Below are 13,757 nucleotides of genomic sequence, written 5' to 3' on the forward strand. Positions count from 1 at the left end.
TTTGGAGAATACGTTTCACATGCAGGATTCCCTGACGTTACAACCTATCGCCCTGGTCGATGGCACCGTTAACCTTCCCGGCTCTAAGAGTGTGTCTAACCGCGCGCTGCTGCTGGCCGCACTGGCAAAAGGCACCACCCGCCTGACGAATCTGCTTGATAGCGACGATGTTCGCCATATGCTGAATGCACTACAGGCGTTGGGTGTTCATTTCACACTGTCTGCCGATCGCACGGTGTGTGAAGTCGAAGGTCAGGGCGGTGCACTTCAGGCAGAAGGCGCGCTGGAACTGTTTCTTGGCAATGCCGGAACGGCAATGCGCCCTCTGGCGGCGGCACTGTGCCTGGGCAGCAACGACATCGTTCTGACCGGTGAGCCTCGCATGAAAGAACGTCCGATTGGCCACTTGGTTGATGCTTTACGTCAAGGGGGGGCCGATGTCGAATACCTTGAGCAGGAAGATTACCCGCCGCTGCGCCTGAAAGGCGGGTTCCGCGGTGGCGAAGTCGCCGTCGATGGTAGCGTTTCCAGTCAGTTTCTGACGGCGTTGCTGATGACCGCACCGTTAGCCGAAAACGATACTCGCATTGTGATTAAAGGCGATTTGGTATCAAAACCCTATATCGATATCACGCTCAACCTGATGGCGACTTTTGGCGTTAACGTTGAGAATGAAGATTACCGCGCGTTCCACATTCGTGGCCAGCAGCAGTATCAGGCACCCGGCGACTACCTGGTTGAAGGTGATGCATCCTCTGCGTCTTATTTCCTTGCCGCGGCAGCAATCAAAGGTGGAACGGTGAAAGTTACCGGTATTGGCCGTAACAGTATGCAGGGCGATATTCGTTTTGCCGACGTACTGGAAAAAATGGGCGCCAGCGTGGAGTGGGGCGATGATTTTATTGCCTGTACGCGTGGGGATCTTAATGCTATCGATCTGGATATGAATCATATCCCTGATGCTGCGATGACCATTGCAACAGCTGCCCTGTTTGCGAAAGGTACAACGGTTATGCGCAATATCTATAACTGGCGTGTGAAAGAGACCGACCGTCTGGCGGCGATGGCCATTGAACTGCGTAAAGTGGGTGCTGAAGTTGAAGAAGGCCATGACTTCATTCGCATTACACCACCCGCGCAGGTTAAATTTGCTGAAATTGGAACCTATAACGATCATCGTATGGCGATGTGTTTCTCCCTGGTTGCTCTTTCCTCAACGCCAGTGACCATTCTTGATCCAAAATGCACGGCGAAAACGTTTCCCGACTACTTCGAACAGCTCGCCCGTATCAGTCAACTGGCGTAACGGGCATCTTCGTCAGGAATGCGTGCCGCCTATGACAGAATACGGTGCGCAACCAACGCAGTTGCAGCTTCATGCATGAGGGGTATAATGCGCGTCGATATTTGTCTGGGCACCCGTTGCCCAGGCATTCCACCGACAGGAGAACGACATGATGGCAATAGCCCCAGTGATCACCATTGATGGCCCAAGTGGTGCAGGGAAAGGTACATTGTGTAAAGCGATGGCCGAGGCGTTGCAGTGGCACCTGTTGGACTCCGGTGCAATTTATCGCGTTCTGGCCCTGGCTGCGCTGCATCATCAGGTGGATATGGCTTCTGAAGAAGCTTTGGTTCCTATCGCCGCCCATCTTGATGTGCGTTTTGTTTCTAACAACGGCGAAATGGAAGTGATTCTGGAAGGTGAAGATGTTACCGGTGAAATCCGAACTCAGGATGTCAGTAACACCGCCTCCAAAGTGGCCGCATTCCCTCGTGTGCGTGAAGCATTGCTGCGTCGTCAGCGTGGTTTCCGGGATTTTCCGGGATTGATTGCCGATGGTCGCGATATGGGCACGGTGGTTTTCCCTGATGCACCAGTGAAAATTTTTCTTGATGCCAGCTCTGAAGAACGTGCTAACCGTCGTATGCTACAGTTGCAGGAAAAGGGCTTTAGTGTTAACTTTGAGCGCCTTTTATCTGAGATAAAAGAGCGTGATGAGCGAGATCGTAATCGAGCCATTGCACCACTGGTGCCGGCTGATGATGCGTTAGTGCTTGATTCGACAACGATGTCGATCGAGCAGGTTATCGACATCGCATTAAAGTATGCGCGTGAGAAGCTCGCGCTGGCGTAAATATCAACTACGCTTAATGACCTCTGCATGAGCTTCGGCTTGCAGAATGATTTATCTAACTCTGTGATATGGATGTCATGGAGCATGTGAAACAACCCCACCCGGCAGGATGTCAGGTGGACGTTAAATTGAAGAATCCTGAAGATTATCAATATGACTGAATCTTTTGCTGAACTATTTGAAGAATCCCTAAAAACAATCGAAACCCGTCCGGGTTCCATCGTTCGTGGCGTTGTTGTCTCTATCGACAAAGACGTAGTCCTGGTTGATGCGGGTCTGAAATCTGAATCTGCGATCCCTGCAGAGCAGTTCAAGAACGCAGCCGGCGAACTGGAAATCCAGGTAGGCGACGAAGTTGACGTTGCGCTGGATGCAGTGGAAGACGGCTTCGGTGAAACTCTGCTGTCTCGTGAGAAAGCTAAACGTCACGAAGCATGGATTACACTGGAAAAAGCTTACGAAGATGCTGAAACTGTTACCGGTGTTATCAACGGCAAAGTTAAAGGTGGCTTCACAGTTGAGCTGAATGGCATTCGTGCGTTCCTGCCAGGTTCACTGGTAGACGTTCGTCCAGTGCGCGATACACTGCACCTGGAAGGCAAAGAGCTTGAGTTCAAAGTCATCAAGCTGGATCAGAAACGTAACAACGTTGTCGTTTCACGTCGTGCGGTTATCGAATCCGAAAACAGCGCAGAGCGCGATCAGCTGCTGGAAAACCTGCAGGAAGGCATGGAAGTTAAAGGTATCGTTAAGAACCTTACTGACTACGGTGCATTCGTTGATCTGGGCGGCGTTGACGGCCTGCTGCACATCACTGATATGGCATGGAAACGCGTTAAGCATCCAAGCGAAATCGTGAATGTTGGCGATGAAATTACCGTTAAAGTTCTGAAATTCGACCGCGAGCGTACCCGTGTTTCTCTGGGTCTGAAGCAGCTGGGCGAAGATCCATGGGTTGCTATCGCGAAACGTTACCCAGAAGGCACTAAGCTGACTGGTCGTGTAACTAACCTGACCGACTACGGCTGCTTCGTTGAAATCGAAGAAGGCGTTGAAGGCCTGGTACACGTTTCTGAAATGGACTGGACCAACAAAAACATTCACCCATCTAAAGTTGTTAACGTTGGTGATGTTGTTGAAGTTATGGTTCTGGACATCGACGAAGAACGTCGTCGTATCTCCCTGGGTCTGAAGCAGTGCAAATCTAACCCATGGCAGCAGTTTGCAGAAACCCACAACAAGGGCGACCGTGTTGAAGGTAAAATCAAGTCAATCACTGACTTTGGTATCTTCATCGGCCTGGACGGCGGCATCGACGGCCTGGTTCACCTGTCTGACATCTCCTGGAACGCTACCGGAGAAGAAGCAGTTCGTGAATACAAGAAAGGCGACGAAATCGCTGCTGTTGTTCTGCAGGTTGACGCAGAGCGCGAGCGTATCTCCCTGGGCGTTAAGCAGCTGGCAGAAGATCCGTTCAACAACTACATCTCTCTGAACAAGAAAGGTGCAATTGTTAACGGTAAAGTGACTGCAGTTGACGCTAAAGGTGCTACAGTTGAATTGGCAGACGGCGTTGAAGGTTACCTGCGTGCTTCTGAAGCATCGCTGGACCGCGTAGAAGACGCAACTCTGGTTCTGAACGTTGGCGACGATGTTGAAGCTAAGTTCACCGGTGTAGACCGTAAAAACCGCGTTGTTAGCCTGTCTGTTCGTGCAAAAGACCAGGCTGATGAGAAAGAAGCAATCAATACTGTTAACACCAAACAGGAAGAAAGCAACTTCTCTAGCGCAATGGCTGAAGCTTTCAAAGCAGCTAAAGGCGAGTAATCGCTTTCAGGGCAGCGCAAGCTGCCCTGTACCGTCGTTACTGTCAGAACTTTTCCTAACAAGGATTAACCGGAGGTTATATGACCAAGTCAGAACTGATTGAAAGACTTGCCGGCCAGCACTCTCATATTCCGGCGAAAGTCGTTGAGGATGCGGTAAAAGAGATGCTTGAGCATATGGCAACAACGTTGTCAGATGGCGAACGCATTGAAATCCGGGGATTTGGCAGCTTCTCTTTACACTATCGTGCACCTCGTACTGGCCGTAACCCGAAAACGGGTGACAAAGTGGAGTTGGAAGGCAAATACGTTCCACACTTCAAGCCAGGTAAAGAGTTGCGTGATCGCGCTAATATTTACGGCGGTTAATACCTTAGGGTATTGCGATGAATCGATAAAACGACACTCCGGTGTCGTTTTTTTTTGCCCAAAATAAAACCATTGGTTTATGCACAAAATCTTGATGACATTTGCAAATAGCGAAAATTGTTTGCGAGGTGTTTTCCACATCCTTTCCGGGTGATATGACTTTCAGGAGTGATTGCTGCACACTGGTCATCATTGATACAGGGAGGTGTCATGTTGATAACTGTGAACCGGCTGGCATGGAGTGTCATTGCTGCAACGCTACCGCTGAGTTTCCTGTCTAAGCTTCCTGCTGCTGTCTACGACCTGCCCGTTTTGTCCGCAGCTGTTCTCATGGCGCTGTCCGGATGGCGTTGTGCAAAATTGGTCGCGCTGATATTAGTCTTGTTCCTCTGGGCAGTCTGTGCTGGGCGGGTCATGTTGGATCAAATAGAACAGCTGACGCACGGGCAGTTGAAAGCAGAAATTGTCGTAGAAAACGTACTACCCGATGGGAAGATGGTTAAAGTACGGCTGCTGCGCTACAAAGACAGGATTCTGTTCCCTCCGATTTATGCCGCCTTGAAAGTTCCGCCGCAGGAGATAGCCTTTTGCGCCGGACAGCACTGGAACATGGAACTTGTTCTGCGTCCAGTGCATGCTCAGCTCAATGAAGGAGGATTTGACCGACAGCGTTTTGCGCTGGCTAATCATACGCCACTCACTGGCAGAGTGGTGTCGACAGAGGTTATTGATTCACAGTGCAGCTGGCGTGCCAGGGTGATTAATGCAACGCAAAAGAACTATGGTCATCTGACGTGGCAGGCATTGATTTCTGCACTGGCCTTTGGCGAAAGAGCGGAAGTCGACAGGGAAACAAATCTGCTATTGCGTGAAACTGGCACGGCACATCTGATGGCGATTTCAGGTATGCATATTGCCCTTGCCGCGAGTTTCGGCTGGTTATTATCGCGTGGTGTTCAGTTCCTGTTGCCTGCCTGGTGTATTGGCTACCGATTGCCTATGTATTGCAGCCTGATGATTGCATTAGCCTATTGTTGGTTATCCGGTGGCAATCCCCCCGCGCTGCGGGCAATGCTGTCTTTACTGGTCTGGAGTACGCTTCGTTTGCGTTTTATCCACTGCCATAGTTGGCAGGTATGGTGCCTGTGCATCGCTTTGATCCTGTTTTTTGATCCATTAAGCGTACTTTCTGACAGTCTTTGGCTGTCAGCGCTGGCGGTAGCGGGTCTGTTACTGTGGTTTCACTTTTTTCCTCTACCTCGCCGTTTTAACCGTGGTAAACGCTGGCTGCTCTTGCGTTTACTGCATCTTCAAATTGGAATGCTACTGTTATTAATGCCACTACAAGCGATGCTGTTTCATGGGTTTAGCTTGAGCGCGTTGGTAGCAAATTTGTGGGCAGTGCCGTTAATCACGATGCTGACAGTGCCTTTGATTCTTGTGGCGATCGTGTGCAATCCGTTGCCGTGGGTCAGCCCGCTACTGTGGCAATGGGTTGACCACTCTCTGGCTCTGGTTTTTATTCCTCTTCAACATTTACCTCGCGGCTGGTTTCCTTTGGACCAAACATTGGGCGCTGCCAGCCTGTTATGCTGGCTGATACTTTTGAGTCTGCGTTTCGGCTGGTGGCGTACCTCACCTGTCAGCCTGTTTAGTGCGGCTCTTTTGCTGTGCAGCTGGCGCGAAGTAGGATCCCATCCGCATTGGCGTGTTGATATGTTAGATGTTGGCCATGGGTTAGCCGTCGTTGTCTCTCGTAACGGCGAGGCAACGCTATACGATACCGGTAACCGCTGGCCAGGAGGGGATGCTGCCCGTAGTCAGATCCTGCCCTGGCTCAACTGGCAGGGATTAAACGTCACCGATGTTATTATTAGTCACGGCCATCTTGACCATATTGGCGGGCTGGAAACTGTGCAGGCTGCATTCCCGGCGGCGCGTGTACGCAGCGCTCTGGCGCGTAGGGGGCACTTACCCTGTCGCAAAGGTACTCGCTGGCGCTGGCAGGAACTTCAGTTCAGCGTTCTCTGGCCACCCGAGGCGGAAAAAGGTGAGGGGAACAACCAATCCTGTGTCGTCGCCATCACGGACGGAAAATGGCGAGTGCTACTGACAGGAGACATTGAGGCCCCGGCAGAGCTAAAACTGGTCGCAGAACAGCGTGCCAGCCTGTCGGCGGATCTGTTGCAAGTTCCACATCACGGTAGCAGAACATCCTCTTCTCCACCTTTCTTACGCGCGGTGGGCGCCACAGCGGCGGTCGCATCAGCCGCGCGTTACAGTGCCTGGCGGCTACCAGCTGCGAAGATTATCCAGCGTTACGATAAAAATCACGTCGAATGGCATGATACGGCCCTTTCGGGACAGATCAGCGCCCATTTTTTTGTTGATAACTGGCAACTTATGGGGTTAAGAGAACAAATAATGAACCGTTGGTATCATCAGTGGTTTGGCGTAGTCAGGGATTCCAGGTAGAATGAGCGGCTATTTCATTCAAAGCTGGTTAAATAATGCATCTGGATAAAGATCTCTCCACCTGGCAGACCTTCCGTCGACTCTGGCCAATGATTGTGCCATATAAGGCGGGATTGATTGTGGCTGCAGTCGCACTGATTCTTAATGCGGCTGGCGATACACTCATGCTGTCACTGCTGAAGCCTTTACTCGATGATGGTTTTGGTAAAGCGAACAACGCCGTACTGCTATGGATGCCGCTTGTCGTAATGGGTCTGATGCTCGTTCGCGGCGTTACCAGCTACGTTTCCAGTTACTGTATTTCCTGGGTGTCTGGCAATGTGGTCATGGGCATGCGCCGCCGCCTGTTCAGCCATATGATGGGCATGCCGGTCGCCTTTTTCGACCAGCAGTCTACCGGTACGCTGCTATCGCGCATCACCTATGATTCTGAACAGGTTGCCTCATCCTCTTCCGGTGCCCTGGTGACTGTGGTGCGTGAGGGTGCTTCGATTATCGGCCTGTTTATCTTGATGTTTTACTACAGCTGGCAGCTGTCGCTGATCCTGATCGTTCTGGCGCCGATCGTTTCATTTGCTATTCGTACGGTCTCAAAGCGTTTCCGCAATATCAGTAAAAATATGCAAAACACCATGGGCCAGGTGACGACCAGCGCTGAACAGATGTTGAAAGGGCATAAAGAAGTACTGATCTTTGGTGGTCAGGAGATCGAAAGCGAGCGCTTTAACCGTGTGAGTAATCGCATGCGTCAGCAGGGGATGAAACTGGTTTCAGCATCCTCTATTTCAGACCCGATTATTCAGATGATCGCCTCGCTGGCACTGGCCTTTGTGCTGTATGCCGCGAGCTTCCCGAGTGTGATGGAGACCCTGACGGCGGGTACGATCACCGTGGTGTTCTCGTCAATGATTGCCCTGATGCGTCCGCTGAAATCACTGACTAACGTCAATGCTCAGTTCCAGCGCGGTATGGCTGCCTGTCAGACGTTGTTCTCCATTCTCGATAGCGAACAGGAAGTGGATACCGGTAAGCGCATAGTTGAGCGGGCAAAGGGCGACATTGAGTTCCGTGAGGTAACATTTACCTATCCTGGTCGCGAAGTGCCTGCCCTGCGAAATATCAATCTGACGATCCCTGAGGGTAAGACGGTGGCTCTGGTCGGGCGCTCGGGTTCAGGTAAATCAACGCTGGCGAGCCTGCTGACCCGTTTCTATGATGTGCAGCAGGGGGCCGTCCTGATGGATGGACATGACCTGCGTGAATATACCCTTGCCTCACTGCGTAATCAGGTGGCGCTGGTATCGCAAAATGTGCATTTGTTCAATGACACCATTGCCAATAATATTGCCTATGCGCGCGAGGAACAGTACAGCCGCGAAGATATTGAGAAAGCGGCAACGATGGCCCATGCCATGGACTTTATCGGCAAGATGGAGAATGGCCTGGATACGATGATTGGTGAGAATGGTGTATTGCTCTCAGGGGGGCAGCGCCAGCGTATTGCCATTGCCCGTGCCCTGCTGCGTGACAGCCCGATTCTGATCCTGGATGAAGCCACCTCGGCTCTGGATACCGAATCTGAGCGTGCTATTCAGTCAGCCCTGGACGAACTGCAAAAGAACCGGACTTCGCTGGTGATTGCCCACCGTCTTTCCACGATTGAAAAAGCGGATGAGATTGTAGTGGTTGAAGATGGTCAAATCGTTGAGCGTGGCAGTCACGAGATGTTGCTGGCAGAACGTGGTGTTTACGCGCAGCTGCATAAGATGCAATTTGGCCAATGATTGAACGCATCTGGAGCGGCCGCTCTGCGCTTTATCTGTTGTTGTTGCCTTTCAGCCTGTTATACGGGCTGATTAGTAATGTGCTCCGTCTTAGCTATTGCTGGGGCTGGCGTAAAGTGTGGCGTGCACCCGTTCCGGTGGTGATCGTCGGTAATCTTACTGCCGGCGGGAATGGTAAAACGCCAGTGGTCATCTGGCTGGTACAGGCACTGCAACAGCGGGGTTTTCGCGTTGGGGTGGTGTCTCGTGGTTATGGTGGTAAAGCAGAAAGCTATCCGCTGGTGCTGGGCGAAGAGACGACTACCCGTGAAGCCGGTGATGAACCGGTTCTGATCTATCAGCGTACCGGGGCGGCGGTCGCGGTCGCACCCCAGCGCCGTCAGGCCGTAGAGGCGTTGGTGAGCGGTGGCGGGGTCGATGTGATTATCACTGATGATGGATTACAGCACTATGCTCTGGCGCGTGATGTTGAAATCGTCGTCGTTGATGGTGAACGTCGCTTTGGTAATGGCTGGTGGTTGCCCGCAGGTCCCATGCGGGAACGCGCTTCTCGCCTGAAAAGTGTGACTGCCGTCATCGCCAACGGTGGCCATGCACAGCCGGGTGAACTGTCGATGCAACTGGTGCCGGGCCAGGCGGTAAACCTGCGTTCAGGGGAACGTCGTCCGGCCGCACAACTGCAAAATGTGGTGGCAATGGCCGGTATTGGCCATCCGCCACGTTTTTACAACACGCTGCGTCAGCAGGGGGTTGTGATCCAAAAAGAGGTCTCTTTCGCTGACCATCAGAATTACACTGCCGCTACTCTGAATGCCCTGATAACGGAAGGACAGACACTGTTGATGACAGAGAAAGATGCGGTCAAAGCGCGCGCTTTTGCCACTGACAACTGGTGGTATTTACCGGTTGATGCCATGCTTCCCGATGAGCAGACCATCGTATTGCTAAACAAAATCAGTGCATTAATTCCACGTTAATTCAGTCCACAACTCTCCACATCGCGCTACACTAAAGCCATCTGAACTTTACGGATGGCATCATGACGGCGGTAACTCTTTCTCTTGTTCAGGCGCGCCAGCTTCAGCTGGCGGCTCAGGGCCTGCTGCGGCCACCTTCACATAAAGCCCGGTTTGACGATCTACTGTCGGCGGTACGCCGAATGTCACTGCTGCAAATCGATACCATCCATGTGGTGGCGCGTAGCCCTTACCTTGTGCTATTCAGCCGTCTCGGCGAGTATCCGCACATCTGGCTTGAGCAGGCGCTGGCACAGCGAAACCTGTTTGAATATTGGGCACATGAAGCCTGCTTTATTCCCATTGAGGATTACCCTCTGCTGCGTCACCGCATGCTGAACCCCTCAGCATTAGGCTGGAAGTACAGCCAGACATGGATGGATGAGCATCAGCAGGATATCACCCATTTGCTGGCACATATCCGTGAAAATGGCGCGGTTCGTTCGGCGGATTTTACCGTTCCGGCAGGGCAGAAGCCTGGTTGGTGGGCGTGGAAACCTCATAAGCGCCACCTGGAAAATCTGTTCACCGCCGGTGAGTTGATGGTCAGTGAACGTCGTCAGTTTCAGCGCGTTTATGACCTGCGTGAGCGGATGATGCCAGATTGGGATGATGCACAGCATGCACTCACCGAAGCAGAAGCGGTACAGCGTATGCTGGATAACAGTGCGTACAGTCTGGGGATCTTTCGTCTGGCCTGGCTGGCAGATTATTACCGTCTGAAACGGGCGCCAGTTATCCAGGCCATCGATCGCTGGCTGGAGCAGGAAACAGTACGTGAGGTACAGGTTGAAGATCTCGGCACGATGTATGTCCATCACAGTCTGTTTACACAACTGGCTCACCCGCAAGCCGCTACTCATACTGCTATTCTGTCGCCATTTGACCCACTGGTGTGGGATCGCAAACGCGCGCTTGAACTGTTTGATTTTGACTATCGCCTGGAATGTTACACCCCGGAGGAAAAACGGCAGTATGGATACTTTGTCCTGCCTGTTTTGCATCGAGGTGCGTTAAAAGCACGACTGGATGCCCGTATGCAGCGCAAAACAAAAGTGCTGGAGGTCAAACAATTATGGCTGGAGCGGCACACACGCGTCAGCCAGCAGTTCGTGGATGATGTGCAGCGTGCTCTGACGAAATTTGCACGCTGGCAGGGGGCGGAGATGATCGAGGTCAATAAACTCCCTGACGCAATGGGTTCCTGCTGGCCAACTCGCTGGGAAATATAATCCGGGGCATGTTTTTCGTGGTGAGCGGGTAACTGCACCAGTACAGCTATGGTATTCTTAGCCCATTGCAAAATTGGATTTATCGCGGAGGATTTATGGATCATCGTCTACTCGAAATCGTTGCTTGTCCGGTCTGTCATGGCAAGTTGTACTACAACAAAGAGCAGCAGGAACTCATCTGCAAACCAGATGGTCTGGCGTATCCGGTACGTGACGGTATTCCTGTGCTGCTGGAAGTTGAAGCACGCGCATTGACACTTGAAGAGAGCCATCCATGAGTTTTGTTGCCATTATTCCTGCCCGCTTTGCTTCCACCCGTTTGCCGGGTAAACCCCTGGTCGATATTCACGGCAAACCGATGGTGGTTCACGTGATGGAACGTGCACTGGAATCCGGTGCTGAACGGGTAATTGTAGCCACGGATAATCAGGATGTGGCACGCGCGGTTGAAGCTGCGGGTGGTGAAGTCTGTATGACCCGTCCTGACCATCAGTCCGGCACTGAACGCCTTGCCGAAGTAATTGATCACTACCAGTTCCCGGATGACACGGTGATTGTTAATGTTCAGGGTGATGAGCCCATGATCCCACCGGTTATTATTCGCCAGGTGGCGGATAATCTGGCCAGCAGCACTGCGGGTATGGCAACGCTGGCGGTGCCGATTGAATCAGCGGAAGAAGCCTTTAACCCGAATGCGGTGAAGGTGGTACGTGATGCCAACGGTTATGCGCTGTACTTCTCACGAGCCACTATCCCGTGGGATCGTGAGCGCTTTGCGGCTTCCCATGATACTATCGGTGACCACTTCCTGCGCCATATTGGTATCTACGGTTATCGTGCCGGATTTATCCGCCGTTATGTCCGATGGGAAGCCAGTCCGCTGGAGCAGATCGAGCTGCTGGAGCAGCTGCGAGTGCTTTGGTACGGCGAAAAAATCCATGTTGATGTGGCAAAAGCCATTCCCAGCGTGGGTGTTGATACGCCAGAGGATTTGCTACGCGTTCGCGCAGCCATGCAGTAAATCCGCGTCGGGGCCACAGTGCTGGCCCCGCACTTTATACGACGAATTTGATCCAGTTCGGAGCAAATCTCATCCATTCGCACCATCATAAGACCTCTTGCCTGATAAGGAGGGCAGATGGAACAACTGCGATCTGAACTGGCACTGGTACTGGGCGAACCCGTCAGCCGGGTGGAGTGTATCAGCCAGCAGCCTTACGCCAGTCTTTATACTCTTTACGATGACAGTGGTCATTCACTGCCGTTAGTGGCGAAATACTTCAATATGAAGGGCATTGCAGCCCAGGAAGCGCATAAGCTCTCAATGCTGATGCGTGAAGGGAAGGTGCGTGTGCCTGCCGTATATGGTTTGGTGATCAGCCAGCAGCCGCCCCTGCATGAAGTCTTACTGATAGAGCGTATTGGTGGCGTTTCCGTTGAGGCGCCCACGCGTACGCCCGAGCGCTGGCAGCAGCTGCAGGAACAGATTGTTGAAGGGATGCTCGGCTGGCATCGTATCGACAGTCATGGGCTGGTGGGAACGGTAGATAGCACCCAGCAGAACCGATGGCCCGCCTGGTATGCGCAGCGAGTGGAGGTGTTGTGGGCGACGCTCAACTACCTGCGACCGGCATTGCTGAGTATGGATGACCGACGTGTGCTTTATCGCAGCCGTCAGAGTCTGCACGCACTGTTTAAAGATTTTGACGATCCCTGTGTTCTGGTCCACGGCAACCTGGTGCTCAGCAGCATAATGAAAGAGGCCTGGGGGGATCAGTTACTGGCGATGATCAATCCCGGTACGATACTTTGGGCACCACGAGAATTCGAACTGTTTCCGCTATGCGCATCTGGCGCAGGCGACGGCATCGTCAGTGAATACTTGCGGCGAGCCCCCGTAGCGGAAGGGTTTGTTGCACGCCGTTGGTTCTATAGTCTTTGGGAGGAAATTGCGCGGCTCATTCACACCGCGCAGTTTGACCGTGCGCGTTTTACGGCAGCCAGCCAGTCACTCCTTCCCTGGCTCGACTGACGGTTTGGCGGCGGGTTTCAGCCATTGCCACAAACGCCCCAGGCTTTCGTAGATCGCGCGCTCGCTGTGGCCCAGCCAGAATGATGAAGGTAAAACCCGCTCCCAGAAGTTCAGTGGTGATGTGACTGCCAACTGGTTTGCAGGCGCAGGCCAGGGGGCCAGGCCCTGACGCTGGAAGAAGATCATGGCCCGCGGCAGATGGTTAGCGGAGGTCACCAGCGCAAATGGGCGCTGCCCGACAATATGGGAAACTTCCAGGGCTTCCTGCTCAGTGTCACTGGGTTTATCCAGCGTAATAATCGCACTTTGCGGTACGCCCAGTGATTGTGCCACGAGTGAGGCCACTGCTGCTGAACTCATCGGGTTGCCCTGCGCATGTCCGCCGGTCACAATCAGTTTTGCCCCTGGGTTCGCCTGTAAAATACGAATGCCCTCTGTGAGGCGTGGCAAGCTATTGTTGAGCATATTTGAGCTGGGTGCCCATTGCGGATTCCATGTGTAGCCACCGCCGAGAACCACAACATATTCCACCGGGTGCTGATTGTGCCAGGTGGGATAGTTATTCTCGATGGGGGCCAGCAGTCTGTCAGCAACAGGTTGCAGGCTGATCAGCAACAGAATAGCCCAGGCAACGGAGATGAGTGTTTTGCCGCTTTTCTGCCAGCGGCTGAACCAGAGTAAGATAATCCCTAGTGCCATCACCAGCAGCAGCATTGGCAGTGGAAGCAGCAGGCCGCCAACAATTTTTTTCAGTGCAAAAAACATCAAAAAGGGTTCCTTTTGTCCGAAAAAACATCACACAATCACGAAGCGATGACTGAAAGGTTCATTATTTGCCAGTGTATGCCAAAATACCCCGCATCTTTCAAGCTACAGACGCGCTGA

Annotated in this window: 12 protein-coding genes; 11 read left to right on the plus strand and 1 reads right to left on the minus strand. The window is 52.6% G+C overall.

What is annotated here, in order from left to right:
- The first annotated feature begins 19 nt into the window (after positions 1-19).
- The 11 genes from aroA to LJN55_RS07540 all read left to right on the plus strand — a co-directional run bounded on the left by aroA (position 20) and on the right by LJN55_RS07540 (position 12,872).
- Complete coding sequence (gene aroA, locus LJN55_RS07490; protein WP_133841036.1) at positions 20-1,306, plus strand: 3-phosphoshikimate 1-carboxyvinyltransferase; 1,287 nt, start codon at positions 20-22, stop codon at positions 1,304-1,306.
- Between the two features lie 148 nt (positions 1,307-1,454).
- On the plus strand, positions 1,455-2,138 hold the full coding sequence (cmk, locus tag LJN55_RS07495; protein WP_133841035.1) for a (d)CMP kinase: 684 nt from the start codon (positions 1,455-1,457) through the stop codon (positions 2,136-2,138).
- 153 nt (positions 2,139-2,291) lie between these two features.
- The gene (gene rpsA, locus LJN55_RS07500) at positions 2,292-3,965 is read left to right on the plus strand and encodes a 30S ribosomal protein S1 (RefSeq protein ID WP_133841034.1); all 1,674 of its coding nucleotides are present in this window, start codon (positions 2,292-2,294) and stop codon (positions 3,963-3,965) included.
- Between the two features lie 80 nt (positions 3,966-4,045).
- Positions 4,046-4,333, plus strand: coding sequence for an integration host factor subunit beta (ihfB, locus tag LJN55_RS07505; protein ID WP_062743871.1), 288 nt, complete (start codon positions 4,046-4,048; stop codon positions 4,331-4,333).
- Between the two features lie 210 nt (positions 4,334-4,543).
- Positions 4,544-6,808 carry a ComEC family protein gene (locus LJN55_RS07510; RefSeq protein ID WP_227535957.1) on the plus strand — a complete coding sequence of 755 codons (2,265 nt, stop codon included), beginning with the start codon at positions 4,544-4,546 and terminating at the stop codon, positions 6,806-6,808.
- A 35-nt stretch (positions 6,809-6,843) separates the two neighbouring features.
- Positions 6,844-8,592 carry a lipid A ABC transporter ATP-binding protein/permease MsbA gene (gene msbA, locus LJN55_RS07515; RefSeq protein WP_167864859.1) on the plus strand — a complete coding sequence of 583 codons (1,749 nt, stop codon included), beginning with the start codon at positions 6,844-6,846 and terminating at the stop codon, positions 8,590-8,592.
- A complete protein-coding gene (gene lpxK, locus LJN55_RS07520; RefSeq protein WP_227535958.1) occupies positions 8,589-9,569 on the plus strand; it encodes a tetraacyldisaccharide 4'-kinase in 981 nt (326 codons plus the stop codon). The genes msbA and lpxK overlap by 4 nt, the downstream gene beginning before the upstream one ends.
- A 62-nt stretch (positions 9,570-9,631) precedes the next feature.
- Positions 9,632-10,840, plus strand: coding sequence for a winged helix-turn-helix domain-containing protein (locus LJN55_RS07525; RefSeq protein WP_227535959.1), 1,209 nt, complete (start codon positions 9,632-9,634; stop codon positions 10,838-10,840).
- A gap of 95 nt (positions 10,841-10,935) precedes the next feature.
- A complete protein-coding gene (locus LJN55_RS07530) occupies positions 10,936-11,118 on the plus strand; it encodes a Trm112 family protein (RefSeq protein WP_023654621.1) in 183 nt (60 codons plus the stop codon).
- Positions 11,115-11,861, plus strand: coding sequence for a 3-deoxy-manno-octulosonate cytidylyltransferase (kdsB, locus tag LJN55_RS07535; protein WP_133841029.1), 747 nt, complete (start codon positions 11,115-11,117; stop codon positions 11,859-11,861). The genes LJN55_RS07530 and kdsB overlap by 4 nt, the downstream gene beginning before the upstream one ends.
- Before the next feature lie 117 nt (positions 11,862-11,978).
- On the plus strand, positions 11,979-12,872 hold the full coding sequence (locus tag LJN55_RS07540; protein WP_227535960.1) for a YcbJ family phosphotransferase: 894 nt from the start codon (positions 11,979-11,981) through the stop codon (positions 12,870-12,872).
- On the opposite strand, the gene elyC is transcribed toward LJN55_RS07540, so the two are convergent.
- The gene (gene elyC, locus LJN55_RS07545) at positions 12,849-13,637 is read right to left on the minus strand and encodes an envelope biogenesis factor ElyC (RefSeq protein WP_133842089.1); all 789 of its coding nucleotides are present in this window, start codon (positions 13,635-13,637) and stop codon (positions 12,849-12,851) included. The two genes, LJN55_RS07540 and elyC, sit on opposite strands and share 24 nt — an antisense overlap.
- Positions 13,638-13,757 lie beyond the last annotated feature (120 nt).

The sequence above is a fragment of the Erwinia rhapontici genome (assembly GCF_020683125.1).
GTDB lineage: Bacteria > Pseudomonadota > Gammaproteobacteria > Enterobacterales > Enterobacteriaceae > Erwinia > Erwinia rhapontici.

Excerpts from the sequence above, each read along its gene's own strand:
- aroA (WP_133841036.1), top strand. The coding sequence starts at position 20 with ATGCAGGATTCCCTGACGTTACAACCTATCGCCCTGGTCGATGGCACC.
- cmk (WP_133841035.1), top strand. The coding sequence starts at position 1,455 with ATGATGGCAATAGCCCCAGTGATCACCATTGATGGCCCAAGTGGTGCA.
- rpsA (WP_133841034.1), top strand. The coding sequence starts at position 2,292 with ATGACTGAATCTTTTGCTGAACTATTTGAAGAATCCCTAAAAACAATC.
- ihfB (WP_062743871.1), top strand. The coding sequence starts at position 4,046 with ATGACCAAGTCAGAACTGATTGAAAGACTTGCCGGCCAGCACTCTCAT.
- LJN55_RS07510 (WP_227535957.1), top strand. The coding sequence starts at position 4,544 with ATGTTGATAACTGTGAACCGGCTGGCATGGAGTGTCATTGCTGCAACG.
- msbA (WP_167864859.1), top strand. The coding sequence starts at position 6,844 with ATGCATCTGGATAAAGATCTCTCCACCTGGCAGACCTTCCGTCGACTC.
- lpxK (WP_227535958.1), top strand. The coding sequence starts at position 8,589 with ATGATTGAACGCATCTGGAGCGGCCGCTCTGCGCTTTATCTGTTGTTG.
- LJN55_RS07525 (WP_227535959.1), top strand. The coding sequence starts at position 9,632 with ATGACGGCGGTAACTCTTTCTCTTGTTCAGGCGCGCCAGCTTCAGCTG.
- LJN55_RS07530 (WP_023654621.1), top strand. The coding sequence starts at position 10,936 with ATGGATCATCGTCTACTCGAAATCGTTGCTTGTCCGGTCTGTCATGGC.
- kdsB (WP_133841029.1), top strand. The coding sequence starts at position 11,115 with ATGAGTTTTGTTGCCATTATTCCTGCCCGCTTTGCTTCCACCCGTTTG.
- LJN55_RS07540 (WP_227535960.1), top strand. The coding sequence starts at position 11,979 with ATGGAACAACTGCGATCTGAACTGGCACTGGTACTGGGCGAACCCGTC.
- elyC (WP_133842089.1), bottom strand. The coding sequence starts at position 13,637 with ATGTTTTTTGCACTGAAAAAAATTGTTGGCGGCCTGCTGCTTCCACTG.